The sequence below is a fragment of the Microbacterium sp. NPDC089696 genome, from assembly GCF_044749125.1.
Lineage (GTDB): Bacteria > Actinomycetota > Actinomycetes > Actinomycetales > Microbacteriaceae > Microbacterium.
Map to the genome: position 1 here is coordinate 100,052 of NZ_JBIVHF010000004.1, position 24,840 is coordinate 124,891.

Annotated in this window: 25 protein-coding genes; 9 read left to right on the top strand and 16 right to left on the bottom strand. The window is 69.2% G+C overall.

The window, feature by feature from the left end; translation table 11 throughout:
* Window positions 1–13: 13 nt before the first annotated feature.
* The 7 genes from ACIPY8_RS18055 to rpsA all read right to left on the bottom strand — a co-directional run bounded on the left by ACIPY8_RS18055 (window position 14) and on the right by rpsA (window position 8,231).
* Window positions 14–592 carry a CoA-binding protein gene (locus ACIPY8_RS18055; RefSeq protein ID WP_400821187.1) on the bottom strand — a complete coding sequence of 193 codons (579 nt, stop codon included), beginning with the start codon at window positions 590–592 and terminating at the stop codon, window positions 14–16.
* On the bottom strand, window positions 589–1,893 hold the full coding sequence (locus ACIPY8_RS18060) for an O-acetylhomoserine aminocarboxypropyltransferase/cysteine synthase family protein (protein ID WP_400821189.1): 1,305 nt from the start codon (window positions 1,891–1,893) through the stop codon (window positions 589–591). The genes ACIPY8_RS18055 and ACIPY8_RS18060 overlap by 4 nt, the downstream gene beginning before the upstream one ends.
* Window positions 1,890–3,902: an acetate--CoA ligase gene (acs, locus tag ACIPY8_RS18065; RefSeq protein WP_400821191.1), complete on the bottom strand. Its 2,013-nt coding sequence runs from the start codon at window positions 3,900–3,902 to the stop codon at window positions 1,890–1,892. The genes ACIPY8_RS18060 and acs overlap by 4 nt, the downstream gene beginning before the upstream one ends.
* On the bottom strand, window positions 3,893–4,750 hold the full coding sequence (locus tag ACIPY8_RS18070; RefSeq protein WP_400821194.1) for an ABC transporter permease: 858 nt from the start codon (window positions 4,748–4,750) through the stop codon (window positions 3,893–3,895). The genes acs and ACIPY8_RS18070 overlap by 10 nt, the downstream gene beginning before the upstream one ends.
* Complete coding sequence (locus tag ACIPY8_RS18075; RefSeq protein ID WP_400821197.1) at window positions 4,747–5,793, bottom strand: aliphatic sulfonate ABC transporter substrate-binding protein; 1,047 nt, start codon at window positions 5,791–5,793, stop codon at window positions 4,747–4,749. Before ACIPY8_RS18075 ends, ACIPY8_RS18070 begins: the two co-directional genes overlap by 4 nt.
* Window positions 5,790–6,644 carry an ABC transporter ATP-binding protein gene (locus tag ACIPY8_RS18080; RefSeq protein ID WP_400821200.1) on the bottom strand — a complete coding sequence of 285 codons (855 nt, stop codon included), beginning with the start codon at window positions 6,642–6,644 and terminating at the stop codon, window positions 5,790–5,792. Before ACIPY8_RS18080 ends, ACIPY8_RS18075 begins: the two co-directional genes overlap by 4 nt.
* A gap of 132 nt (window positions 6,645–6,776) precedes the next feature.
* Window positions 6,777–8,231 (bottom strand): 30S ribosomal protein S1, encoded by a 1,455-nt coding sequence (gene rpsA, locus ACIPY8_RS18085; protein WP_144873258.1) that lies wholly within the window; start codon window positions 8,229–8,231, stop codon window positions 6,777–6,779.
* 207 nt (window positions 8,232–8,438) lie between these two features.
* Between rpsA and ACIPY8_RS18090 the strand changes: the two genes are divergently transcribed.
* A complete protein-coding gene (locus tag ACIPY8_RS18090; RefSeq protein WP_400821203.1) occupies window positions 8,439–9,374 on the top strand; it encodes a 5'-3' exonuclease H3TH domain-containing protein in 936 nt (311 codons plus the stop codon).
* Window positions 9,375–9,385: 11 nt separating this feature from the next.
* On the opposite strand, the gene ACIPY8_RS18095 is transcribed toward ACIPY8_RS18090, so the two are convergent.
* Window positions 9,386–10,372, bottom strand: coding sequence for a PHP domain-containing protein (locus ACIPY8_RS18095; RefSeq protein WP_400821206.1), 987 nt, complete (start codon window positions 10,370–10,372; stop codon window positions 9,386–9,388).
* 8 nt (window positions 10,373–10,380) lie between these two features.
* Complete coding sequence (trpD, locus tag ACIPY8_RS18100) at window positions 10,381–11,445, bottom strand: anthranilate phosphoribosyltransferase (RefSeq protein WP_400821209.1); 1,065 nt, start codon at window positions 11,443–11,445, stop codon at window positions 10,381–10,383.
* Between the two features lie 192 nt (window positions 11,446–11,637).
* Between trpD and ACIPY8_RS18105 the strand changes: the two genes are divergently transcribed.
* From ACIPY8_RS18105 to ACIPY8_RS18135, 7 genes are all read left to right on the top strand, one after another.
* Window positions 11,638–12,291 carry a heme-copper oxidase subunit III gene (locus tag ACIPY8_RS18105; RefSeq protein ID WP_153302215.1) on the top strand — a complete coding sequence of 218 codons (654 nt, stop codon included), beginning with the start codon at window positions 11,638–11,640 and terminating at the stop codon, window positions 12,289–12,291.
* 20 nt (window positions 12,292–12,311) lie between these two features.
* Complete coding sequence (locus tag ACIPY8_RS18110) at window positions 12,312–13,115, top strand: c-type cytochrome (RefSeq protein WP_400821435.1); 804 nt, start codon at window positions 12,312–12,314, stop codon at window positions 13,113–13,115.
* A gap of 36 nt (window positions 13,116–13,151) precedes the next feature.
* On the top strand, window positions 13,152–14,228 hold the full coding sequence (locus ACIPY8_RS18115) for a Rieske 2Fe-2S domain-containing protein (protein WP_400821212.1): 1,077 nt from the start codon (window positions 13,152–13,154) through the stop codon (window positions 14,226–14,228).
* Entirely contained in the window at window positions 14,225–16,039 is a 1,815-nt protein-coding gene (locus tag ACIPY8_RS18120) for a cytochrome bc complex cytochrome b subunit (RefSeq protein ID WP_400821214.1), read from the top strand. Before ACIPY8_RS18115 ends, ACIPY8_RS18120 begins: the two co-directional genes overlap by 4 nt.
* Window positions 16,040–16,116: 77 nt before the next feature.
* The gene (locus tag ACIPY8_RS18125) at window positions 16,117–16,530 is read left to right on the top strand and encodes a RidA family protein (RefSeq protein ID WP_400821217.1); all 414 of its coding nucleotides are present in this window, start codon (window positions 16,117–16,119) and stop codon (window positions 16,528–16,530) included.
* Window positions 16,527–17,027 carry a GNAT family N-acetyltransferase gene (locus ACIPY8_RS18130; protein ID WP_400821219.1) on the top strand — a complete coding sequence of 167 codons (501 nt, stop codon included), beginning with the start codon at window positions 16,527–16,529 and terminating at the stop codon, window positions 17,025–17,027. Before ACIPY8_RS18125 ends, ACIPY8_RS18130 begins: the two co-directional genes overlap by 4 nt.
* Window positions 17,028–17,113: 86 nt before the next feature.
* Complete coding sequence (locus tag ACIPY8_RS18135; RefSeq protein WP_400821221.1) at window positions 17,114–17,533, top strand: rhodanese-like domain-containing protein; 420 nt, start codon at window positions 17,114–17,116, stop codon at window positions 17,531–17,533.
* 58 nt (window positions 17,534–17,591) lie between these two features.
* On the opposite strand, the gene ACIPY8_RS18140 is transcribed toward ACIPY8_RS18135, so the two are convergent.
* From ACIPY8_RS18140 to ACIPY8_RS18160, 5 genes are all read right to left on the bottom strand, one after another.
* Entirely contained in the window at window positions 17,592–18,026 is a 435-nt protein-coding gene (locus ACIPY8_RS18140) for a cytochrome c oxidase subunit 4 (RefSeq protein ID WP_050723757.1), read from the bottom strand.
* Window positions 18,027–18,029: 3 nt separating this feature from the next.
* A complete protein-coding gene (gene ctaD / locus ACIPY8_RS18145) occupies window positions 18,030–19,763 on the bottom strand; it encodes a cytochrome c oxidase subunit I (protein WP_400821224.1) in 1,734 nt (577 codons plus the stop codon).
* Window positions 19,764–19,766: 3 nt separating this feature from the next.
* Window positions 19,767–20,669: a cytochrome c oxidase subunit II gene (gene coxB, locus ACIPY8_RS18150; protein WP_050723755.1), complete on the bottom strand. Its 903-nt coding sequence runs from the start codon at window positions 20,667–20,669 to the stop codon at window positions 19,767–19,769.
* A 96-nt stretch (window positions 20,670–20,765) separates the two neighbouring features.
* Window positions 20,766–21,131 carry an iron-sulfur cluster insertion protein ErpA gene (gene erpA, locus ACIPY8_RS18155; RefSeq protein ID WP_400821226.1) on the bottom strand — a complete coding sequence of 122 codons (366 nt, stop codon included), beginning with the start codon at window positions 21,129–21,131 and terminating at the stop codon, window positions 20,766–20,768.
* Window positions 21,132–21,204: 73 nt separating this feature from the next.
* On the bottom strand, window positions 21,205–22,626 hold the full coding sequence (locus ACIPY8_RS18160; protein ID WP_400821229.1) for a dipeptidase: 1,422 nt from the start codon (window positions 22,624–22,626) through the stop codon (window positions 21,205–21,207).
* A gap of 46 nt (window positions 22,627–22,672) precedes the next feature.
* On the opposite strand from ACIPY8_RS18160, the gene ACIPY8_RS18165 reads away from it, so the two are divergent.
* Window positions 22,673–23,260, top strand: coding sequence for a DUF3043 domain-containing protein (locus ACIPY8_RS18165; RefSeq protein WP_400821231.1), 588 nt, complete (start codon window positions 22,673–22,675; stop codon window positions 23,258–23,260).
* A gap of 67 nt (window positions 23,261–23,327) precedes the next feature.
* Here ACIPY8_RS18165 and ACIPY8_RS18170 read toward each other — a convergent pair whose 3' ends face one another.
* Window positions 23,328–24,356, bottom strand: coding sequence for a quinone-dependent dihydroorotate dehydrogenase (locus ACIPY8_RS18170; protein WP_400821234.1), 1,029 nt, complete (start codon window positions 24,354–24,356; stop codon window positions 23,328–23,330).
* A 10-nt stretch (window positions 24,357–24,366) separates the two neighbouring features.
* The gene (gene nrdR, locus ACIPY8_RS18175) at window positions 24,367–24,837 is read right to left on the bottom strand and encodes a transcriptional regulator NrdR (RefSeq protein ID WP_400821237.1); all 471 of its coding nucleotides are present in this window, start codon (window positions 24,835–24,837) and stop codon (window positions 24,367–24,369) included.
* Between the last annotated feature and the right edge of the window lie 3 nt (window positions 24,838–24,840).

Genomic DNA, 24,840 nt, shown 5'->3' on the forward strand with positions numbered 1-24,840 from the left:
CGCCCGCCGTCGGTCAGCGGGCGAGCAGCTGCCGTCGCGAGCTCAGCACTCCGGTGTCGAAGCCCGCGAGGTGCAGTCCGCCGTGGAAGCGCGCGTGCTCGATCTTGACGCACCGATCCATGACGACGGAGAGCCCTGCGGCCTCGGCCAGGGCCGCGGCATCCTCGTTCCACGAGCCGAGCTGCAGCCACAGAGTCTTCGCCCCCGCGTCGATCGCCTCCTGCGCGACGCCCGGCAGATCGTCGTGGCGACGGAACACGTCGACCACGTCCGGCTCGACCGGGAGGTCGGCGAGCGACGCGTACACGGGCTGCCCGAGGATCTCGGTCTCGCGCGGGTTCACCAGGTACACGTCGTAGCCGCTGCTCGACAGCAGGTAGGTGGTCACGAAGTACGAGGCGCGCGCCGGGTTGTTCGAGGCGCCGACGATCGCGACGCTCTTCGTGCGACGGAGGATCTCGAAGCGCTGCTGCGCACCCGGACCGACCCAGGTGCGCCCCTCGACGGCCGGTGCCGCTCCGGGCAGCGCGCAGACGACGGCATCCGGCGTGGGGACGGCGCAGGCGTCGCCCGCGGTCGTGGTGTCGCTCATCGGTGCGCTCCCGTCGCGAGGGTCAGGGCCTGGTCCAGGTCCCAGATGATGTCGTCCGCGTCCTCGAGCCCCACGGAGATGCGGATCAGGTCGGGGCGCACGCCGGCGGCCGTCAGCTGGTCCTCCGTGAGCTGACGGTGCGTCGTGGACGCCGGGTGGATGACGAGCGTGCGCGCGTCGCCGATGTTGGCGAGGTGCGACGCCAGCTGCAGGCTCTCGATGAGCGCCTCCCCCGCGGCGCGGCCGTCGTCGGCCTTCACCCCGAAGGCGAAGACGGATCCCGGACCCAGCGGCAGGTACTTCGCCGCGCGCTCGTGGTGAGGGTGGCCCTCCAGCCCCGCCCAGGTCACGTACTCGACGCGCGGGTCGGACGCGAGCCAGTCGGCGACGACACGGGCGTTCGCGACATGGGCGTCGATCCGCTGGGGCAGCGTCTCGATGCCCTGCAGCAGGTTGAACGCGGCCTGCGGGCTGAGCGCGGGTCCGATGTCGCGGAGCTGCTCGGTGCGGAGCTTGGTGAGGAACCCGTACTCGCCGAAGTTGTCCCACCACTTGATGCCGCCGTAGGACGCGACCGGTTCGGTCATCTGCGGGAAGCGGCCGTTGCCCCAGTCGAACGTGCCCTTCTCGATCACGACGCCGCCCAGCGTGGTGCCGTGACCGCCGAGAAACTTCGTGACCGAGTGGATGACGATGTCCGCACCGTGCTCGAGAGGACGTGCGAGGTACGGCGTCGCGAGCGTCGCATCCACGACGAGCGGGACGCCCGCGGCGTGCGCGACCTCGGCGAGGCCCTCGATGTCCGCGATCTCGCCCGAGGGGTTGCCGATCATCTCGACGTAGACGACCTTGGTCTCCGGACGGATCGCGGCGGCGAAGTCGGCCGGGTCGGTCGAGGCCACGAACGTCGTGTCGACGCCGAACCGGCGCAGGGTGACGTCGAGCTGCGTGACCGTGCCGCCGTAGAGCTGCGCCGCGGCGACGACGTGGTCGCCCGCGCCGACCAGGGCGGCGAACGTGATGAACTCGGCGCTCATCCCGGATGCGGTCGCGACCGCGCCGATCCCGCCTTCGAGCGAGGCGAGTCGCTCTTCGAGCGCGGCCACGGTCGGGTTGCCGATGCGCGAGTAGATGTTGCCGTACTTCTGCAGCGCGAAGAGGTTGCCGGCGTCGGCGGCGTCGTCGAAGACGAACGACGTGGTCTGGTAGATCGGTACGGCCCGTGCGCCGGTCGCGGCGTCGGGCGTGCCGCCCGCGTGGAGCGCTCTGGTGCGGAATCCGAAGCGGTGTTCTTCCGTCATGGTGTCCTCAGTTCGACGTTCTCGAGCAGGGCGGCGATGTCGTCGACGGCCCACGGGTTCTGCAGGGAGGTGGTGTCCCCCAGGGGCGCTGCGGGCCGGCCGGCACGGCGGTCGTGCTCGGCCTCCCACAGCTGGGCGAGGAGCCGGCGCATGATCTTGCCCGACCGGGTCTTGGGGAGGTCCTCCACCACCACGATATGGCGTGGCTTGGCGACGGGGCCGATCGCTCGGGCGACCTCGTCGCGCAGAGCGGTCGTCGACACCTCGGCGCGGCCGGACCCCGTGACGAACGCGACGACGGCCTGACCGGTGACCGGATCCGCGACACCGGCCGTGCCTGCTTCCCCGACCGTGTCGTGCGCCACGAGCGCGGACTCGATCTCGATGGTCGACAGCCGGTGGCCCGACACGTTCACGACGTCGTCGAGGCGGCCGAGGATGCGGATGCTCCCGTCGGCGTCGCGCGTGGCGCCGTCGCCCGCGACGTAGTACCCGCCCCACGCCCCGTGGCCGGCGTAGGCCGCCCAGTAGGCGTCGCGGTACCGCTGCGGGTCGCCCCACACGGTGCGGGCCATTCCGGGCCACGGCCGCCGGACCACGAGGGTCCCCGAGCGTCCGGGAGCGACCTCGTCGCCGTTCTCGTCGACGACGGCGGCGTCGATGCCCGGCAGCGGCACGGAGGCCGATCCGGGCGTGAGCGTGGTGACTCCCGGGAGCGGAGCGATCATCGCCGCCCCGGTCTCGGACTGCCACCAGGTGTCGATCACCGGCAGCTCGTCGTGACCGAAGTTCCGACGGAACCAGACCCACGCCTCGGGGTTGATCGCCTCGCCCACGGTGCCCAGCAGCCGCAGCGTCGACAGGTCGTGGCCCGCAGGGAGGTCGGCGCCGAACCAGGTCATGAAGGTGCGGATGAGCGTGGGCGCGGTGTAGTAGACCGTCACGCCGTAGCGCTCGATGATCTGCAGGTGGCGCTCCCGGCCCGGGGTGTCCGGGGTGCCCTCGTAGATCACCTGCGTGAGCCCGTTCGACAGCGGACCGTAGATCTCGTAGGTGTGGGCGGTGACCCAGGCCAGGTCGGCGGTGCACCAATGCACGTCGTCGGGCTTGGCATCGAAGTGCGCCCAGTGCGCCCAGCTCGCGTGCGCGAGGTACCCGCCCGAGGTGTGCACGAGGCCCTTGGGCTTCCCGGTCGTGCCGGACGTGTAGATGATGAAGAGCGGATGCTCCGCGTCGAACGGCTGCGGCTCGTGGACGGGCGAGGCGGTGTCGACGAGGTCGTGCCACCAGACGTCCCGGCCCTCGGTCCACGGCACGTCCTGACCGGTGCGGCGGAGCACGAGGATGTGCTCGAGATCGGGCAGGCCGGCGGCCGCGATGTCGGCGGTCGACTTGACCTCGGTCGCCGTTCCCCGGCGGAACTGCCCGTCGCTCGTGACGAGCAGCCTCGCGCCGGTGTCGGCCAGGCGGAAGCGCAGCGCCTCGGCCGAGAAGCCGCCGAACACGAGCGAGTGCACGGCGCCGATGCGGGCGCACGCGAGCGTGATCACCACGGTCTCGACGAGCACCGGCAGGTAGATCACCACGCGGTCACCCGGACGGATGCCGAGCGCGCGCAGCCCGTTGGCGGCCTGCGAGATCCGGCGCTGGAGGTCGGCGTAGGTCACCGTGGTGCGGTCGCCGGGCTCGCCCTCGAAGTGCAACGCGACCTTGTCGCCGCGCCCGGCCTCGACGTGGCGGTCGACGCAGTTGTGCGCGACGTTGAGGCGTCCGCCGAGGAACCAGCGCGCGGCGGGAACAGCTCCGTCCACGGGCGGGTCCCACTCGTGCGCGGTGTGCCAGGGCTCCGCCCAGTCCAGCCGTCGGGCGGCGTCCTCCCAGAACGCGGTCGGGTCGGCTGCGGCCCGGGCGTAGGCCTCCGCCGTCACGTTGGCTTTCTGCGCGAGGTCGGCGGGCGGCGGGTAGCTACGCGACTCGTGCAGGCGCGCTTCCGAACCGGTCACGTCCACCGCCGCAGCAGGTACTTCTCGACGAGGGCGAGGATGCCGTTCGTGATCGTGCCGAGCAGGGCGAGCAGCACGATCGACAGGATGATGCGGTCGACGCGTCCGCTGCTCTGCGAGTCCGTGAGCAGGAAGCCCAGGCCCATCGAGGAGGCGATGAGCTCGGCCGCGACGAGGAACAGCCATGCCTGAGCCAGGGCGAGGCGCAGCCCCGCGACGACGGACGGCACCACGGCGGGCAGCTGCACGGTGCGGAACAGCGACCATCCCCGCAGGCTGAAGGACCGGCCGGCCTCCACGAGGTGCGGGTCGACATGGCGCAGCGCCGTCGCGACGGTCGTGTACACGGGGAAGAACGCGCCGATCGCGATGAGTGTGACCTTCGAGGACTCGCCGATCTGCATCCAGAGGATCAGCAACGGCACCCAGGCGAGCGAGGGCACGGCGCGCACCGCGGCGAGCGTCGGGCTCAGCAGGATGTCGCCGAGGCGTGACAGGCCGACGATGCCCGCGGCGGCGAGGCCGACGACCGAGCCGATCGCGAAGCCGAGCAGCACGCGCTGCACCGAGATCGCGATGTGCGTCCACAGCGCTCCGCGTTCGGCGAGCTCCACGCCTGCGGCCCAGACCGAGGCCGGACTCGGGAGGCGGTACGCCTCGACCATGCCGGTCGTCGTGGTGATCTGCCAGGCGGCGATGATGAGCACGGGGAGGATGAACCCGCCCGCGACCCTCACCGCAGGACGGTCCCAACCATGGCGTGAGCGCGCATCGGCGCGATTCGTGCCCTTCGCGGCGTCGAGCGCGTCGCGGGCGTCCGCGGGGACGACGGCGCGCTGGTCCGGATCGGTCACTCTCCCCCGACCGCCTTCTTCGCGAACGTGTCGTTCACGATCTCGTCGAGGGCCTTGTCGACCGAGTCCTGGCCGCCCTGCACGTCGCCCGAGTCCGCGAGCACCGGGGCGATCTTCTCGAGCACGGCGATCTGGTCGTCGCCGGGGACGCCGCTCACGTCGAGGTTGGAGCGCTCCTGGATCACCGTGGTCGCGACGGCGGGGTCGATGCCCGCGACCTCGGCGAGCAGCGCGGCGGTCTCCTCGGGGTTCTCGAGCGCCCACTCGCGGGCCTGCTCGTACGCGTCGACGACGGCCTGGGCGAGGTCGGCGTGGTTCTCGATGAAGTCCTCGGTGGCGTTGAGGAAGCCGTAGGAGTTGAAGTCGACGTTGCGGTAGATCAGCGTGTCCCCCGACTCCACCTCGGCGGCGGCCATGATCGGGTCGAGGCCCGACCAGGCATCGACGGATCCCCCGTCGAGCGCGGCGCGGCCGTCGGCGTGCTGGAGGTTCTGCACCTCGACGTCGTCGACCGAGAGTCCCGCCTCCTCGAGCGCCTGCAGGAGGAAGAAGTACGGGTCGGTGCCCTTGGTGGCGGCGACCGACTTGCCGGCGAGGTCTTCGACCGAGGTGATGTCGCTGTCGGGGCCGACGACGATGGCCGACCACTCGGGCTGCGAGTAGATGTCGATCACCTGGATGGGCGAGCCGTTCGCCCGCGCGAGCAGCGCCGCGGATCCGGCGGTCGAGCCGACGTCGATCGACCCGGAGCGCAGCAGCTCATTGGCCTTGTTCGACCCGGCGGACTGCACCCACTCGACCGTCACGTCGTCGCCCAGGATCTCCTCGAGAAGGCCCTGGTCCTTCACCACGAGGCTCAGTGGGTTGTAGGTCGCGAAGTCGATCGACAGCGTGTCGGCCGACCATTCGCCGGATGCCGCGGCATCGCCCTTCGCGGAGTCGGCGGCGGGAGCATCCTCGCCGGCGACGCAGCCCGTGGCGATGAGCATCATCGTGCCGGCGATCGCGAGCGCGGGGACGAGTCGGCGGGTGATGGTGCTCATCGGTTCTCCTCGGAGGGGATGCGGTGGTGGGTGTCGACGCCGAGTCCTTCGAGGAGCTCGGCGCGGAGGTCGGCGAGTCCGCGGTCGGCGCGGTCGCGGGGACGGGTCCCGGGCACGGTGATCGCTCGCGCGACGGACGTCTCGTCCGTCCCGGTGTCGCCGCCGAGCGTGCGCAGGAGCAGCACCCGGTCGGCGAGGTACAGGGCCTCTTCGACGTCGTGCGTCACGAGCACGATCGTCGTGGGCTCCGCGGCGTGGATGTCGAGCAGCAGGTCGTGCATGCGCAGACGCGTGAGCGCGTCGAGCGCGCCGAAGGGCTCGTCGAGCAGCAGGACCCCGGGATTGCGAGCGAGGGCACGGGCCAGCGAGGCGCGCTGCGCCATGCCGCCGGAGACCTCGCGGGGGCGCTGCGTCGCGGCATGCTCGAGTCCGACCAGGCGCAGCAGCTCCGCGACCCGCTCCCGACCCTCGCGACGGGGGGTGCGACGCGGCAGACCGAGCTCGACGTTCTGCGCGATCGTGCGCCAGGGCAGCAGACGAGGCTCCTGGAAGGCGATGGCCGTCCGCTCGTCGGCGTCCGCGACGGCGTCGTCGGCGAGCGTGATGACCCCGCCGGTCGGAGCGTCGAGACCGCCGACGAGGCGCAGAAGCGTCGACTTGCCGCATCCCGAGGGACCGACCACGGCGACGATCTCGCCCGCGGCGATCTCGACGTCGACGCCGCGCAGCACGTCGCGCGTCCCCCGCCCCAGGGGGAAGGAGCGCTCCACCGCGTCGAGGCGCACGGGCGCTGCGGCGCCGAACGCTCCGGAGGCGCGCGCGGTCGAGGGCGCGCTGAGCAGGGAGGTCATGTCCCCATGCTGTCCGAGTGCACCCGGATGTCACGAACCGCTTCGTAATGTTCGGTCACGAAGCATCCGCGCACCGGACATGCGGAACGGGCCGCCACCCCGAGGGGTGACGGCCCGTTCTGTCAGAGCTGCTTAGGAGTTGCCGCCCGAGAGCTTCTCGCGCAGTGCAGCGAGAGCCTCGTCGTCCGCGAGCGTGCCCGCGCCTGCGGTCTCGCTCGAGAATGCCTGGCCGCCGAAGTCGGCACCGGCCTCGGCCTCGGCCTCTGCGGCCTTGATGACCTGGGCCTTGTGCGCCTCCCAGCGAGCCTGGGCCGCAGCGTACTCCTGCTCCCATGCCTCGCGCTGGGCGTCGAAGCCTTCCTTCCAGGCACCGGTCTCGGCGTCGAAGCCCTCCGGGTACTTGTACTCGCCGTTCTCGTCGTACTCGGCGACCATTCCGTAGAGCGCCGGGTCGAACTCGGTGCCGTTGGGGTCGACCGACTCGTTGGCCTGCTTGAGCGACAGCGAGATGCGGCGACGCTCGAGGTCGATGTCGATGACCTTGACGAAGACCTCTTCGCCGACCGACACGACCTGCTCGGCCAGCTCGACGTGCTTGCTGGAGAGCTCGGAGATGTGGACGAGGCCCTCGATGCCGTCTGCGACGCGCACGAACGCACCGAACGGGACGAGCTTGGTGACCTTGCCCGGCGTGACCTGCCCGATCGCGTGGGTGCGGGCGAAGACCTGCCACGGGTCCTCCTGCGTCGCCTTCAGCGACAGGGAGACGCGCTCGCGGTCGAGGTCGACCTCGAGGATCTCGACGGTGACCTCCTGGCCCACCTCGACGACCTCGGAGGCGTGCTCGATGTGCTTCCAGGACAGCTCGGAGACGTGCACGAGACCGTCCACGCCGCCGAGGTCGACGAACGCACCGAAGTTGACGATCGACGAGACGACGCCCTTGCGGACCTGGCCCTTGTGCAGGTTGTTGAGGAACGTGGTGCGCGACTCGGACTGCGTCTGCTCGAGCAGGGCGCGGCGCGAGAGGACCACGTTGTTGCGGTTCTTGTCGAGCTCGAGGATCTTGGCCTCGATCTCCTGGCCGAGGTACGGCGTGAGGTCGCGGACGCGGCGGAGCTCGATGAGCGAGGCCGGCAGGAAGCCGCGGAGGCCGATGTCGACGATGAGTCCACCCTTGACGACCTCGATGACCGTACCGGTGACGACGCCGTCGTTCTCCTTGATCTTCTCGACGTCTCCCCAGGCGCGCTCGTACTGCGCACGCTTCTTGGAGAGGATCAGGCGGCCTTCCTTGTCCTCCTTCTGGAGAACGAGTGCCTCGACCTCGTCGCCGACCTTGACGACCTCGTTGGGGTCGACGTCGTGCTTGATGGAGAGCTCGCGCGAGGGGATGACGCCCTCGGTCTTGTAGCCGACGTCGAGCAGAACCTCATCGCGGTCGATCTTGACGATCGTGCCCTCGATGATGTCGCCGTCGTTGAAGAACTTCAGGGTCTTCTCGACCGCGGCCAGGAAGTCCTCAGCAGATCCGATGTCGTTGATGGCGACCTGCTTGGTGGCCGGGGCGGTCGTTGCGGTAGTCATGTAGTGGGTTGTCCTTGTGAATGGATACTCGGGCTGAGACGACGCCGACCGCGCGCGGTCGGAGGATGTCTCCCAGCGGTGTGATTGTGGTTGTGCCACGCGGGCATGCGTAGGCACGCCACGAGTGACAGTTCAGGTTACCAGATCCCGAGGACCCCCGACGATCCGGATGCTGACGTCCGCCGTCCGCGCTGACAGACTGTGCACATGCCCCGCGCCGACAAGCTCCTCCTGCTCGACACCGCCAGTCTGTACTTCCGTGCTTTCTACGGCGTGCCCGACAAGGTGACGGCGCCCGACGGCTCCCCCATCAACGCCGCGAGGGGCCTGCTCGACATCGTCGCGAAGCTCGTGACGCTGTACGAGCCCACGCACGTCGTGGCCTGCTGGGACGACGACTGGCGTCCGCAGTGGCGCGTCGACCTGATCCCCAGCTACAAGGCGCACCGCGTCGTCGAGGTCGTTCCGGCCGGGCCCGACGTCGAAGAGGTGCCCGATCCGCTCGAGGCGCAGATCCCGCTGATCCGCCGGACGCTCGGCGCCCTCGGCATCCCGATCATCGGAGTCGCCGAGCACGAGGCCGACGACGTGATCGGCACGCTCGCGACCGAGGCGTCCATGCCGGTCGACATCGTGACGGGCGATCGCGACCTCTTCCAGCTCGTCGACGACGCGCGCGACGTCCGCGTCGTGTACACGGCGAAGGGCATGAGCAACCTCGAGATCGTGACGGATGCCGTGGTCGTGGCGAAGTACGGAGTGCTCCCGGCCCAGTACGCGGACTTCGCGACCATGCGCGGCGACGCCTCGGACGGCCTGCCCGGCGTGGCCGGGGTCGGCGAGAAGACCGCGGCGACGCTTCTGAAGGAGCACGGCGACCTCGCCGGCATCCGCGCGGCGGCCGAGGCGGGCGAGGGGATGAGCGCCGGCGTGCGGGCGAAGATCCTCGCATCCACCGCCTATCTCGACGTGGCGCCGACCGTCGTCGAGGTCGCGAAGCACCTCGACATCACCGCCCCCGCCGAGCCGCTGCTGCCGCTCGGCCCCGACGAGGTGGACGCGGCTCTGGCGCTGGCCGAGACGTGGAACCTCGGTGGATCGATGGCCCGGGCGATCGCCGCGGTCGGGACCACCTCGGTCTGACGCACGTCGACTCAGCCGGCCCAGGCGAGCAGACGCTCCAGCCCCCAGGTCGTGACGATGCGGGATGCCGGGACGCCGGCCCTCTCCGCGCGCTGCGCCCCGTGGTCGAGCAGCGACAGCTGTCCGGGGGCGTGCGCGTCCGAGTCGATCGAGAACAGGCATCCGGCCTCAAGTGCGATCGCGATGAGCTCGTCGGGCGGATCCTGACGCTCCGGACGCGAGTTGATCTCCACCGCGACGCCGTGCTCGGCGCAGGCGGCGAACACGGCGCGGGCGTCGAACTGCGACTCCGGGCGCGTGCCGCGCTCGCCCTGCACGAGGCGCCCTGTGCAGTGGCCGAGCACATTCACGCGCGGATGCGCCACCGCGGCGAGCATCCGCGCGGTCATGGGCCGCGCGTCCATGCGGAGCTTCGAGTGCACGGAGGCCACGACGATGTCGAGCTCGCCCAGGAGATCGTCGTCCTGGTCCAGCGCGCCGTCCTCGAGAATGTCGACCTCGATCCCCGCGAGGAGTGTGAAGCCGTCTCCGGACTCGGCACGCACGAGCGGCATCTGCTCGCGGAGGCGCTCGGCGGAGAGGCCCCGCGCCACACGCAGGCGCGGGGAGTGATCCGTGACGGCCTGATACTCGTGGCCGAGCGCGCGGGCGGCGGCGGCCATGACGGTGATCGGCGTCGTGCCGTCGGACCAGTCCGTATGCGCGTGCAGGTCGCCGCGGAGCTTCGCGCGCAGCTCGGAGACGATCTCCGGCTCGACCTCACCGCGCAGCTCGACGAGGTAGTCCGGCACCTCGCCGGCCTGCGCCTGACGGATCACACCGAAGGTCGATTCGCCGATCCCCTTGGCGGCGCGCAGCCGCGTCGGGTCGTTCCGCACGTCGTCCGGCAGCTGCTGCAGGGTCGCCGCCGCCTGCCGGAACGCCTTGGCCCGGTACCGCGACGCCCGCTCGCGCTCCAGCAGCGAGGCGATCTCGAGCAGCGCGGCGACCGGGTCCATGACGTCTCCTAGGCCGAGGCCAGCTCCCGGCTCACGCCGATCCACTGCTCCAGCTTGGCCGCGGCACGTCCGTCGTCGACCGTCTCCGCGGCGCGGGCGTAGCCGTCGCGCAGCCGTTCCACGATCGGACGCTGCGCCTGCCCGGCGTCCTGCGACAGCTCGAAGGCGACGATGCCCGCCGCGGCGTTGAGGAGCACGATGTCGCGGACGGCGCCCTTCTCCCCCTCGAGCGTGCGTCGCAGCACGCCGGCGTTGTGCTCGGGAGAGCCTCCGATGAGGTCGGCGAGATCCGCGACGGGGATGCCCAGGTCGCGGGGATCGAGATCGTGCTCGTGGATGTCGCCTCGCGTGACCTCCCAGATGCGACTGTGCCCGGTGGTCGTGAGCTCGTCGAGTCCGTCGTCGCCGCGGAACACGAGCGCGGTCGCGCCCCGGGTGCGGAAGACGCCGGTGATGAGCGGGACGCGCTCCATCTGGGCCACCCCCACTGCGTTCGCCTCGGCCCGTGCGGGGTTGCACAGCGGGCCGAGCATATTGAACACCGTGGGGACGCCGAGTTCGGCGCGCACGCCGCCCGCGTGCTTGAACCCGGGGTGGAAGGCGCCGGCCCAGGCGAAGGTGATGCCGGTGCGGTCGAGGATCGACGAGACGGCCGCGGGGTCGAGGGTGAGCTCCAGCCCGAGGGCGCTCAGGACGTCGGAGGATCCCGATGCCGAGCTCGCCGCCCTGTTCCCGTGCTTGACGACGGGGATGCCGGACGCGCCGATGATGATCGCCGCGGTCGTGGAGACGTTGACGGTGCCGACGCGGTCACCGCCCGTGCCGACGATGTCGAGCACGTTCGGGGAGACCGGGAGCGGCACAGCGGCCTCGAGGATCGCGTCGCGGAAGCCGACGATCTCGTCGATCGTCTCCCCCTTGGCGCGGAGCGCGACGAGGAACCCGGCGAGCTGTGCCTCCGTGACGTCGCCGCGCATGATCTGACGCATGGCCCAGGTCGACTCCCAGACGCTGAGATCGCGACGCTCCAGCAGTGTGGTGAGGACGTCGGACCAGGTCAGCGATTCAGCCATGTGTGCGATCCTATCGGCGCGGCGATCCCGTCCAGATTCTTCATGACGGACCGCCCTCCGACGGGCATCCCCCGTTTCCCGCGGATTCACCGTGGATTCGCAGTGTTTTCTTAGGGTCCCCTAAGTCGAATGAAGGCGAATCGGGCGGCCCGAGTGCAAGAATCACACCCGCGGATCGGCCATAATGGAGGGGTGACGACCTCAGCGACGTATGCCCCGGCGGCGAGAACGATCAAGCGGCCCAATCCCGTGGCCGTCGGAACCATTGTGTGGCTCGGCAGTGAGGTGATGTTCTTCGCGGGACTCTTCGCGATCTACTTCACCCTCCGCAGCACCTCCCCCGAGCTCTGGGCCGACCGCACCGAACTGCTGAACGTCCCGTTCGCGTTCGTGAACACCGCGATCCTGGTGCTGTCCTCGTTCACGTGCCAGATGGGCGTCTTCGCGGCCGAGGACCTCCAGCCCTACCGCATCGCCAAGGGCCAGAAGAACGGCGCCGGTCGTCGCCGCCTGTTCGGCTGGGGCATGGTCGAGTGGTTCTTCCTCACCTTCGCCCTGGGTGCGATCTTCGTGTCGGGTCAGGTCTGGGAGTACGCGCAGCTCGTCGCCGAGGGCCTGCCGATCAGCGCCGACTCGTACGCCTCGGCCTTCTACATCACGACGGGCTTCCACGCCCTGCACGTGACCGGCGGCCTCATCGCGTTCCTCCTCGTCATCGGACGCGCCTACGCCGTCAAGAACTTCCGGCACAAGGAGGCGACCTCCTCGATCGTGGTGTCCTACTACTGGCACTTCGTCGACGTCGTCTGGATCGTGCTGTTCGTCGTTATCTACTTCCTGAAATGAGAGCGGAGCTGATCCCCGAGATGGCACGAGAGAAGAAGCGCCGTTCGAACGGCCGTCGCAGTCCCCTGGCTGCGGCCGCCCTCATCGGCGCAGGCCTCATGATCACCGGCGCGGTGTACGCCGGAGCGTCCGCGGCATTCGCCGCGACCGACACCCAGACGACCGCGTCGAGCACGCTCACGGTCGAGGACGGCGAGAAGCTGTTCCAGGCGAACTGCGCGACCTGCCACGGTCTCGACATGCAGGGCACCGCGAACGGTCCGAGCCTCTACGGCGTCGGCGAGCTGGCGGTCGAGTTCCAGATGTCGACGGGCCGTATGCCGCTGCAGATGCAGGGCCCCCAGGCTCCGCAGAAGCACCCGCAGTTCACCGAAGACCAGATCCTGGCCGTCTCCTCGTACGTGCAGTCCGTGGCCCCCGGCCCGACGTTCCCGTCCGAGGAGACCCTGGACGGCAAGGGAGACGTCGCGCACGGCGCCGAGCTCTTCCGCGTCAACTGCGCGATGTGCCACAACGTGGCCGCCGCCGGTGGTGCGCTCACCGAGGGCAAGTACGCCCCCGCCCTGACCGAGACCAGCGCGCTGCACATCTACGCCGCCATGGTCACCGGCCCCCAGAACATGCCCGTCTTCGGCGACATGAACCTGTCCGACGAGGACAAGCGCGACATCATCTCGGCTCTGCTCTTCCAGCAGCAGTCCGTGCAGATCGGCGGCTTCTCGCTCGGCTCGCTCGGTCCGGTGTCCGAGGGCCTGTTCGTCTGGATCTTCGGAATCGGCGCCCTGGTCGCCATCACCGTGTGGATCACGGCGAAGTCCAACTGACGCATATTCATCGAAGAGGAACGTACGAGGAGCACCATGGCACACGACGACGACTCGCAGGCTCTCGAAAGGGCCTACCAGCCCTCTCCGGGGCTGGGTGTCGCAGTCAGCGACCCCGTGCAGAACCCGGGGCTGCCGCCGCACCGTGAGCGGATGACCGACAAGGACCCGCGCGCCGAGAAGACGGCCGAGCGCACGGTCTACACCCTGTTCTACCTCTCGCTCGCGGGCAGCATCTGGGCGGTCGCCGCCTACATGCTGTTCCCGATCGAGAGCGGCGCGCTCATCGACATCCGCCAGAACAACCTCTTCATCGGTCTCGGCATCGCGCTCGCGCTGCTGGCGATCGGCATCGGCGCGATCCACTGGTCGAAGGCGCTGATGAGCGACAAGGAGCACATCGAGCACCGCCACCCCACCCGGGGCAAGGACTCGACGCGTGAAGCCGCCGTCGCCGCGTTCGCCGCCGCGAACGAGGAGTCGGGCTTCGGCCGTCGCACCATGATCCGCAACTCGCTGTTCGCGGCGATCATCGCGTCGATCATCCCCGGCGTCACGCTGTTCCGCGGTCTCGCACCGCACAGCACCCCGGAGGACCCGACGGCCGGCGACCCGGTCGCCCTGCTCAAGCACACCATGTGGGAAGAGGGCGCTCGACTGGTCCGCGACCCCGACGGCACCCCGATCCGCGCCGCGGACGTGACGCTCGGTTCCGCGTTCCACGTGATCCCCGAGGAGCTCGCGACCCTGAGCCACCACGACGGCTACCTCGAGGAGAAGGCCAAGGCCATCGTGCTAATGATGCGCCTGCGTCCCGAGCAGCTGATCGAGTCCGAGGAGCGCAAGGACTGGTCGTACGACGGCATCGTCGCGTACTCCAAGGTCTGCACGCACGTCGGCTGCCCCGTCGCCCTGTACGAGCAGCAGACGCACCACCTCCTCTGCCCCTGCCACCAGTCGCAGTTCGACGTCACGGACCACGCCAAGGTCATCTTCGGCCCGGCCGCGCGTCCGCTGCCTCAGCTGCCCATCACCGTCGACGACGAGGGCTACCTCGTCGCCCGCAGTGACTTCACCGAGCCCGTCGGCCCGAGCTTCTGGGAGCGCCATTGAGCACCGCAACGCTGTCCAAAGAGGACAAGGACACCAAGGCGCCTCTCGGCGGCCGCTTCGTCGGCGCCGCGTCGAACTACATCGATGAGCGCACCAGCCTCTCCGGCTTCGTCAAGGAGCTGGGTCGCAAGATCTTCCCCGACCACTGGTCGTTCATGCTCGGCGAGATCGCGCTGTGGAGCTTCGTGGTCGTGTTCCTCTCCGGAACCTTCCTGACGTTCTTCTTCCAGGCCTCGATGGTCGAGACGCACTACACGGGCGCCTACGCGCCGATGCGCGGCATCGAGATGTCCGCCGCCCTCGAGTCGTCGCTGCACATCTCGTTCGACCTGCGCGGCGGCCTCCTGGTCCGCCAGATCCACCACTGGGCCGCTCTGGTCTTCGTCGCCGGCATCGGCGTGCACATGCTGCGCGTCTTCTTCACCGGTGCGTTCCGCAAGCCGCGCGAGCTCAACTGGGTGATCGGCTTCGTGCTCTTCATCCTCGCGATGGCCGAGGGCTTCACCGGCTACTCGCTCCCCGACGACCTGCTCTCGGGCAACGGCCTCCGCATCATCGACGGCATGATCAAGGGCTTCCCGCTCGTCGGAACCTGGATCTCGTTCCTCCTGTTCGGCGGCGAGTTCCCCGGAACCGACATCGTCGGCCGCCTGTACACGCTGCACATCCTGCTGCTCCCGATGCTCGTGATCGCGCTCATCGTCGTTCACCTCATGCTCATGATCGTGAACAAGCACACGCAGTTCGCCGGCCCCGGCCGCACGAACGACAACGTCGTGGGCTACCCGATGATGCCGGTCTACATGTCGAAGATGGGCGGCTACCTGTTCATCGTCTTCGGCACCATCGTGCTGATCGCGACGTTCTTCCAGATCAACCCGATCTGGAACTACGGGCCCTACGACCCCTCCCCCGTCTCCGCCGGAACCCAGCCCGACTGGTACATCGGCTTCGCGGACGGTGCGCTGCGTCTGGCTCCGTCGAACTGGGACGTCGTGTTCCTCGACCACACCTGGTCGTTCGGCATCCTCGCCCCGGTCGCGGTCCTCGGGCTGTTCATCGTGGTCGTCGCGATCTACCCCTTCATCGAAGCGTGGGTCACGGGCGACAAGCGCGAGCACCACATCGCTCAGCGCCCGCGCAACGCGGCCACCCGTACCGCCATCGGCGTCGCCGGCGTCATCTTCTACGCGGTCCTGTGGGCGGCGGCATCCTCCGACCTCATCGCGACGCACTTCATGCTCACGATGGAAGGCGTGATCCACACCCTCCAGGCGCTGCTGTTCCTCGGCCCGATCCTCGGCTACTTCGTCACCAAGCGCATCGCGCTGGCCCTGCAGAAGAAGGATCGTGAGATCGTCCTGCACGGCTTCGAGTCGGGTCGCATCGTGCGTCTCCCGGGCGGCGAGTTCATCGAGGTCCACGAGCCCGTCGACAAGTACGACCGCTGGAAGCTCATCGACGTCGACGGCTACGAGCCGCTCGTCGTGCGTCCCAACGACAAGGGCCGCATCCCGTGGACCGAGAACCTGCGGTCCTCGATCTCGCGGTGGTTCTTCGAGGACCGCCTGGCCCCGCTCACGCAGGCCGAGATCGACGAGGCCGACGCGCACCAGCACCACGTCACGGCTCACAACGAGGAGACCGAGGCAGCGGAGATCCAGGGCGCGCACGAGCGTGCCGGCTTCCCCGACGCCCCGCTCACCGTCGACGAGACCCACGTGGACGAGACGCCGAACACCCCGAGCACGGTCATCGCGACCGAGCCGGTGAAGAAGCCTCGCAAGCCGAAGTCGGAGGACGGCGAGTAAGACCGCCGCTCCCCCATGAGAGGGCCCTGTCCGTTCGCGGACAGGGCCCTCTCATGTCGTCGTGGGAGGATCGGGGCATGGCCTCTGTCGACCGACTCCTCCGTTCCGACTCTCTCGCCGACGCTCCCTACGCACACGCCGCCACCGCACCGGCCGGTTCCCGCCTCATCTTCCTCGCCGGCGCCTGTCCGCTCGACGACGACGGCTCCACCACCTCTCCCGGCGACTATGCTGCCCAGGCCGCGCGCTGCGTGCAGACCCTCACAACGGCCCTGGAGGCGAGCGGAGCCACACTCGACGACGTGATCAGCACGCGCGTCCTGGTGGCCTCCGACCGCCAGCAGGACCTCGTGACGGCCTGGGACGTCATCCACGCCGCGTTCGGCGATCACGACGTCCCCAGCACTCTCCTCGGCGTCACCGTGCTCGGCTACGACGACCAGCTCGTCGAGATCGAAGCGATCGCGGCGGTGGAAGAGGCGGCATCATGAGCGCGAGCATCCGTGAGGCCGTGGCCGAGGACGCCGAGATGATCCAGGCGATCGAGGTCTCGGCGGACGCGCTGCTGATCGACGCGCTCGGCGCTCCCGAATGGCCGCCCGCCGGTGATCCGATCGAGCGTCTCGGACAGCCGGGATTCGTTCTCGTCCTCGAGGGCTCCGACGCCTCTCCTCTCGGCTTCGTTCACGTGCTCGACGTCGACGGTCACGCGCATCTCGAGCAGCTCTCCGTCCTCCCCGAGTCCGGACGTCGGGGCCACGGACGACGACTCGTCGACGCGGCTCTCGCAGAGGCGCGCGACCGAGGCTACTCCCGGGTCACCCTCCGCACCTATGCCGAGATCCCCTGGAACGCCCCGTTCTACGCGTCCTGCGGGTTCCTGGAGAGCATCCCCGAGTCCGGGTTCCAACTGTCGCTCGTCGAGACCGAAGCTTCGCTCGGCATCGACCGCTACGGTCGTCGCATCCAGATGACCGTCGAGCTCTGAGTCCCGACCGCCGATTGGCGGGACCCGACGCCTCTCCGTCCGGATCAGGACGGCGCGCGCCCTCGTACGGTCCCTAGACTGACACCATGATGGATCGCGCCGACTACTACGCCACCAAGCTCGCCGCCGAGACCGATGCGAGCGATGTCCATGCCGCCCGGAAGGCCGGAGACGACCTCGTGATCGTCGACGTGCGCTCCGACGAGGCCTGGGCCCAGGGACGCGTCGCCGGCGCCGTGCACATGCACTACAGCGAGATCGCCGCCCGCGCCCCGATCGAGATCCCCGCAGACGCCCAGGTCGTCGTGTACTGCTGGAGCCCCGGCTGCAACGCGGGTGCGAAGGGTGCTCTCGAGTTCGCGAAGCTCGGCTACGACGTCCGAGAGATGATCGGCGGCTTCGAGTACTGGGTCCGCGAGGGCTACCCGATCGAGGATGCGGACGGCGTGCACCGCCGGCCCGTGGATCCCCTCACCGGAGTCGCCCGCGTCCGGACACGTGCGTAGAGCTCCGGACACGCAGAAGGCCCCGAAGACGTCGTCCTCGGGGCCTTCTGCGTCACGATCAGCGGGCGAAGTTGCCGCGGTAGTACTCGTACACCCAGCCGACGATCGCGACCACGAAGATCGCCAGTCCGATCGGCAGGAGGAAGTGGCCGACGGCCAGACCCACCACGAACACCGCCGCCGAACCGGCGAGCACGAGCGGCCACCAGGACCACGGGCTGAACTCGCCGAGCTCCGGGTCGCCGTCGTCGATGTCGCTCGTCAGGATGTCCTCGGGGAGCTCACCCTGCTGCGCCTTGTGCGTGCGGTCGAGGTAGAACGCGATCATCGCGCCCATGAAGGCGGCGAAGAACAGCGCCACGGTGCCGACCCACTCGATGCGCATCGCGAAGTTGTCGTTCGGGGTGGCCAGGATGTGCCAGCCGGTGTAGACGACGCCGACCAGCGCGAAGAACGCGGTCAGGATCCACCAGAGGATGACGTTGTCGCGCATGGGTCAGTGGCCCTCTCGCTCGCCGGGTGCCGTGGTAGCGAACTCCGCGGCCTCCGGGTGGTTCAGATCGAACGCCGGACGCTCGCTGCGGATGCGCGGGATCGACGTGAAGTTGTGACGCGGCGGCGGGCACGAGGTCGCCCACTCGAGCGAGGCACCGTAGCCCCACGGGTCGTTGACCGTGACCTTCGGGGCCTTGCGAGCCGTGATCCAGACGTTCAGGAAGAACGGCAGCATCGAGGCGCCGAGGATGATCGCGCCGATCGTCGAGACCTGGTTCTGCCAGGTCCAGCCGTCGGCCGCCGAGTAGTCCGCGTAGCGGCGCACCATGCCGTCGACGCCCAACCAGTGCTGGATGAGGAACGTCATGTGGAAGCCGATGAACAGCATCCAGAAGTGCACGTAGCCGAGGCGCTCGTTGAGCATCCGACCGGTCCACTTGGGCCACCAGAAGTAGAACCCGGAGAACATCGCGAACACGACGGTACCGAACACCACGTAGTGGAAGTGGGCGACGACGAAGTACGAGTCGGACAGCGCGAAGTCGAGCGGCGGGGCCGCGAGGATCACACCGGTCAGACCGCCGAACACGAACGACACGAGGAAGCCGAGCGCGAAGACCATCGGGGTCTCGAACGTCACGGACCCTCGCCAGAGCGTTCCGATCCAGTTGAAGATCTTCACACCGGTCGGCACCGCGATGAGCATCGTCATGAGCGCGAAGAACGGCAGCAGCACGGAGCCGGTGACGTACATGTGGTGGGCCCACACCGCGACCGAGAGGGCCGCGATCGCGATCGTCGCGTAGACGAGCGTCTTGTAGCCGAAGATCGGCTTGCGGCTGAAGACCGGGAAGACCTCGGACACGATGCCGAAGAACGGCAGCGCGATGATGTACACCTCGGGGTGGCCGAAGAACCAGAAGAGGTGCTGCCACAGCAGGACGCCGCCGTTGGCCGGGTCGTAGATGTGGGCGCCGAGCACGCGGTCGGCACCGGCGGCGAAGATCGCGGCGGCGAGCACCGGGAACGCCATGAGGATCAGGAGGCTCGTGATGAGCGTGTTCCACGAGAAGATCGGCATGCGCCACATCGTCATGCCGGGGGCGCGCATCGTGATGATCGTCGTGATGAAGTTCACGGCGCCGAGGATCGTGCCGAATCCGGAGATGCCGAGTCCGAGCATCCAGAGGTTTCCACCCGCACCAGGCGAGAACGAGGCGCTCGCGAGCGGCTGGTAGGCGAACCAGCCGAACGAGGCCGCACCCTGCGGCGTGAGGAAGCCGGCGACGGCGATCGTCGAGCCGAACAGGAAGAGCCAGAAGGCGAAGGCGTTCAGACGCGGGAACGCCACATCGGGCGCACCGATCTGCAGCGGCAGGATCGCGTTCGCGAAGCCCGCGAACAGCGGGGTCGCGAACATGAGCAGCATGATCGTGCCGTGCATCGTGAACAGCTGGTTGTACTGCTCCTTCGTCGGGATGATCTGCATGCCCGGGGCGAAGAGCTCGGCGCGGATGACGAGGGCCATCACGCCGCCGAGGAGGAAGAACAGCACCGAGGCGATGAGGTACATGTACCCGATCGTCTTGTGGTCGGTGGAGGTGATCCACTTGACGATGATGTTGCCCTTCTGCTCGACGCGCGAGGAGCTCATGAGAGCGGCCTGGCGTGCCGGGAGGGTCGTCGGACGCGAGCGCGGCGCCTCGTCGGTGCGGGGGGCTTCGGTGGTCGACATGGCTTACTCCTCCCCTTCCTCGGTGCCGGCGGGGGCGGTGGTACCCGGGTAGTTGCCCAGACGGTCGTAAGCGTCCGTGATGTCTCCCGTGTTCCCCTCCTCCTTCAGCGACTCGAGGTAGGCGTCGTATTCGTCCTGCTCAACGACCTTGACGTTGAAGAGCATCATCGAGTGGTACTCGCCGCAGAGCTCGGCGCACTTGCCGGCGTACTCCCCGACGCGGGTGGGGATGAACGACCAGGAGTTGTCCTTCCCGATGTACATGTCCTTCTTGTAGAGGAAGTCGATGATCCAGAAGGAGTGGATGACGTCACGCGACTGCAGGTCGATCGTGACCTTCTTGTCGACGGGCAGCACCAGCGTGGGCAGCTGCTCCTGGTCGATGTTGCCCTCGGCGTCCGGCTGGGCCTGGATGCCCATGGTCCACACGGCGTCGGAGTTGTCGTCCTCGTCGCCGTCGTACTGGAAGTCCCACGCCCACTGCTTGGCGATCGCGGTGATCTCGACATCGGGGTCGTCCCACTTCGCCTCGATCGCGGCCTGGTCGCGGGCCGTGAAGAAGAACATGCCCAGCACGAGGATGAGCGGCACGATCGTGTAGAAGATCTCGATCGGCATGTTGTAGCGCATCTGCACCGGCAGACCCGTCTGTCCCTTGCGGCGGCGGTAGGCGATCGCGGCCCAGGCCATGAGGCCCCAGGTGATCACGCCGACGGCGAGGAGGACGATCCACGAGTTGACCCAGAGCGAGGAGACCCGCTCGGTCTGGTTCGTGGCTGCTGGTCCGTCGTCCACGAAGCCCGGGAGGTACCCGTTCAGCTCGGTGGTGGTACATCCAGCCAGGGCCACGGCGGTCACTACTCCCAGGGGAAGAGCGACCCAACGAAGGCGGCGTTTCGAGGGCACGATGCACCTTTCAGATTGCGGACAGGGCACACCCAAGTCTAGGGCAACCTCACACCCGATTCATGCCAACCACGCAGGTTGGCGGCGCCGATCGGGTCAGTGGAAGCTGTCGCCGCAGGCGCAGCTGCCGGCCGCGTTGGGGTTGTCGATCGTGAAGCCCTGCTCCGAGATCGTGTCCTTGAAGTCGATGGACGCGCCGTCCAGGTACGGGACGCTCATGTTGTCGACGATGACCTCGACGCCGTCGAAGTCGACGGTCTCGTCGCCCTCGAGGAAGCGCTCGTCGAAGTAGAGCTGATAGATGAGTCCCGAGCAGCCTCCGGGCTGCACGGCGACGCGCAGGCGCAGGTCGTCGCGACCCTCCTGCTCGAGGAGGTTCTTGACCTTGGTGGCGGCCGCGTCGGTCAGCTTCACGCCGTGCGCCTGGGTGATCTCTGCCGGGGTGAGTGTGGTGTCGCTCATGTCGCTCCTTGTGATCGGCCGTGCTCGCACACGGCTGGTAGCTCGATTTTACCCTTCGCCCTGCAGGGGAGGGTCAGATCACGACGTCGTTCATCCGCGACAGCAGAAGCGCCTCGGTGGCGACGGCGTGGCGGAACGTGTCGAGGTGCAGCGACTCGTTCGGGCTGTGGGCGCGCGAGTGCGGGTCCTCGACACCGGTCACCAGGATCTGCGCGGACGGGAACTCGCGGACGAGGTCGGCGATGAACGGGATCGATCCGCCCACGCCGAGGTCGATCGGTGCGACGCCGTAGCCGTCGTGCATCGCCGAGCGGGTCAGGGCCACCGCCCAGCCGCTCGTGTCGACGAGGAAGCCGTTGCCGAGGTCGACGTCGGAGAACGTCAGCTCGGCTCCGAACGGGGCGTGCGCCCGCAGGTGCGCCTCGAGGGCGGCGTACGCCTCCTCCCCCGACTGACCGGGCGCCACTCGGGCGCTGATCACGACCGAGACCTCCGGGAGCAGGGTGTTGGACGCCGCGGCGACGCTCGTGGCGTCGATGCCGATGACCGTGACCGACGGCTTGTTCCAGATGCGGCTGAGGATCGTGCCGTCGCCGATGGGAGTGGTCCCCGGCAGCAGCCCCGCCTCGTCGCGCAGCGTCTCCTCCGTGTACTCGGGGGTCGGCGCGTCGCGCTCGGTCATCCCCTCGACGGCGACGGAGCCGTCGGCGTTCCACAGCGTCGAGAGCATCGTGACCGTCGCCATCATGGCGTCGGGCACCGCTCCCCCGAACATGCCGGAGTGCGACGCATGGTCGAGCGTGCGGACACGCACCGTGAAGCGCGCGTTCCCGCGCAACGACACCGTGAGTCCCGGGGTCTCCGAATCCCAGTTGCCCGAGTCGGCGACCACGATCGCGTCGGCGCGCAGCGCCTCCTTGTTGTCGGACAGGAATTGCGCGAAGGAGCGGGAGCCATACTCCTCCTCCCCCTCGATGAACATCGCGATCCCGAGCTCGAGGTCGTCGCCGAGCACCTCGGCCACGGCGCGGATCGACGCGATGTGCGCCATGATGCCGGCCTTGTCGTCGGCGGCTCCGCGACCGTACAGGCGTCCGTCGCGCACGGTCGGCTCGAACGGCGGGGTGTCCCACAGCGCGTCGTCTCCCGGGGGCTGCACGTCGTGGTGCGCGTAGAGGAGGATCGTCGGCTTGCCGTTGCGTGCCGCGCGGGTCGCGAGCACGGCGGGCTGGCCCACCTCGTCGGTGCCGGGGATCGCGGCGCGGAGGACGCGCACGCTGTCGAACACGCCGGTCTCCTCCGCGAGCGCGGCCACGGCCTCCGAGCTGCGCTCCAGCTGCGTCTGATCGAACGCCGGCCATGCCATGCCGGGGATCCGCACGAGGTGGCCGAGGTCGCTCAGAGCCGCCGGCATCCCGATCGCCGCCGCCTCGAGGACGGCGGGCTCGCGGTCGCTGGTCGGAATCTGGTCGCCGGGCTGAACAGGAGAAGTCATGCGAGTAATCTTAAGGTGATCCGCTCTCACCGAACCGAGGAACCTCGTGGCCACTTCCCCCGCATCCCCGCCGACGAACGACGACGCCCCCGAGACGCCCGCCGTGGGCAAGGGTCGTGCCACGCCGAGTCGTGCGGAGCAGGAGGCGGCGCGTCGTCGCCCCCTCGTCGCGAACACCAAGGAGGCCAAGGCCGCCGCGCGCGCCGAGCTCAACGAGCGCCGCTCACGCGCCCAGGCCGGTCTCGCCGCGGGTGAGGAGAAGTACCTCCCCGCGCGCGACAAGGGCCCGCAGCGGCGCTGGGTGCGCGACTACGTGGATGCCGGGTGGCACCCCGCCGAGTTCGTGATGGGTGTCATGGTGATCGTGATCCTCATCTCCCTCCTCCCGCCGAACCTCGCGATCGGCGGCTTCGCGGTCGCCGGGTGGGCCTACCTCGTGATGATGGCCTACCTCGTGCTCGCGATCGGCGGCATGATCCTGCTCGGCTTCCGCGTCAAGCGCAAGGTCGCCGCCCGGTTCGGACAGGAGCGCATGGAGCGCGGGCTGGGCTGGTACGCCGCGATGCGGTCGCTGCAGATGCGGTTCATGCGCCTGCCGAAGGCCCAGGTCAAGCGCGGCGACTACCCCGCCTGACCCCGAAGACCACGAAGGCGCCTCCGCTCGCGAGAGCAGGAGGCGCCTTTCGTATGTGCGCCGACGGTCAGCGGCGGCCGCGGATCAGACCGCGGTTGATCTCCCGACCCCAGAACGGTCCCCGGTACAGGAACGCGGTGTAGCCCTGCACGAGGGTCGCTCCGGCGTCCAGACGCTCCTGGACATCGGAGGGTGTCTCGACGCCACCGACCGCGATCACGCAGAAGTCCGCGGGCACGGCCTCGCGCACGACGCGGAGCACCTCCAGGGAGCGCTGCTTGAGGGGAGCGCCGGAGAGCCCGCCCGCCCCCGCGGCCTCCACGGTCGCGTCGTCGGTCAGGAGGCCCTCCCGACTGATCGTCGTGTTGTGCGCGATGATCCCCGCGAGTCCTTCGGCCACCGCGAGCCGGGCGACGGCCGCGATCTCCTCGTCGGGCAGATCGGGGGCGATCTTCACGAGGAGCGGAGTGGCACCGGACGCCGCCTTCACGGCGCGCAGCAACGGAGCGAGCGTCTCGACCGCCTGGAGGCCGCGCAGGCCCGGTGTGTTCGGCGAGGAGACGTTCACGGCGAGATAGTCCGCCAGCGGGGCGAGGCGGGTCGCGGAGGAGACGTAGTCGGCGGTCGCATCCTCGACGTCCACGACCCGGCTCTTGCCGATGTTGACGCCGATCACCGTGTCGGGCGCTCCCCGGCGCAGCTTCGCGAGACGACGGGCCGCGGCATCCGCTCCCCGGTTGTTGAACCCCATGCGGTTGATCACCGCGCGGTCGGCGACGAGGCGGAACAGCCGCGGCTTCGGGTTCCCGTCCTGCGGGATCGCCGTGAGCGTCCCGACCTCGACATGCCCGAACCCGAGCGCAGCGAGTCCGCGCACCCCGACGGCGTTCTTGTCGAAGCCTGCGGCGATGCCGAACGGCGAGGGGAACGTGAGCCCGAGAGCCTCGACCCGCAGCGAGGGGTCGGGCTTCGTGAGCGCCCGCGTGACGCCGGCGAACGGAGGCGCGCCGAGCACCCTGATCACCGCCATGCCGGCGTGATGGGCGAACTCGGGGTCGAAGCGCGACAGGACGGCGCGGAAGAGCAGCGGATACATCCCTGCCAGATTACCGGTCGGCGGGCTCGCGCTCCGCGTGATCGGCCCGGAGCTCGGTGATCGCGCTCTCGAAGTCCTCGAGCGAGTCGAAGGCCTGGTACACGCTCGCGAAGCGCAGGTACGCGACCTCGTCGAGATCGCGCAGCGGCCCGAGGATCGCCAATCCGATCTCGTTCGTGTCGAGCTGCGAGACGCCGGTCTGACGCACGGCCTCCTCGACGCGCTGCGCGAGGATCGCCAGATCGGCCTCGGTGACGGGGCGCCCCTGGCAGGCCTTGCGGACGCCCGAGATCACCTTCTCGCGGCTGAACGGCTCCATGACGCCGGAGCGCTTGATCACGTTGAGGCTCGCGGTCTCGGTCGTGGTGAAGCGGCCGCCGCACTCGGGGCACTGACGACGTCGGCGGATCGAGAGACCGTCGTCGCTGGTGCGCGAGTCGATGACGCGGGAGTCCGGGTGACGGCAGAAGGGGCAGTGCATCTG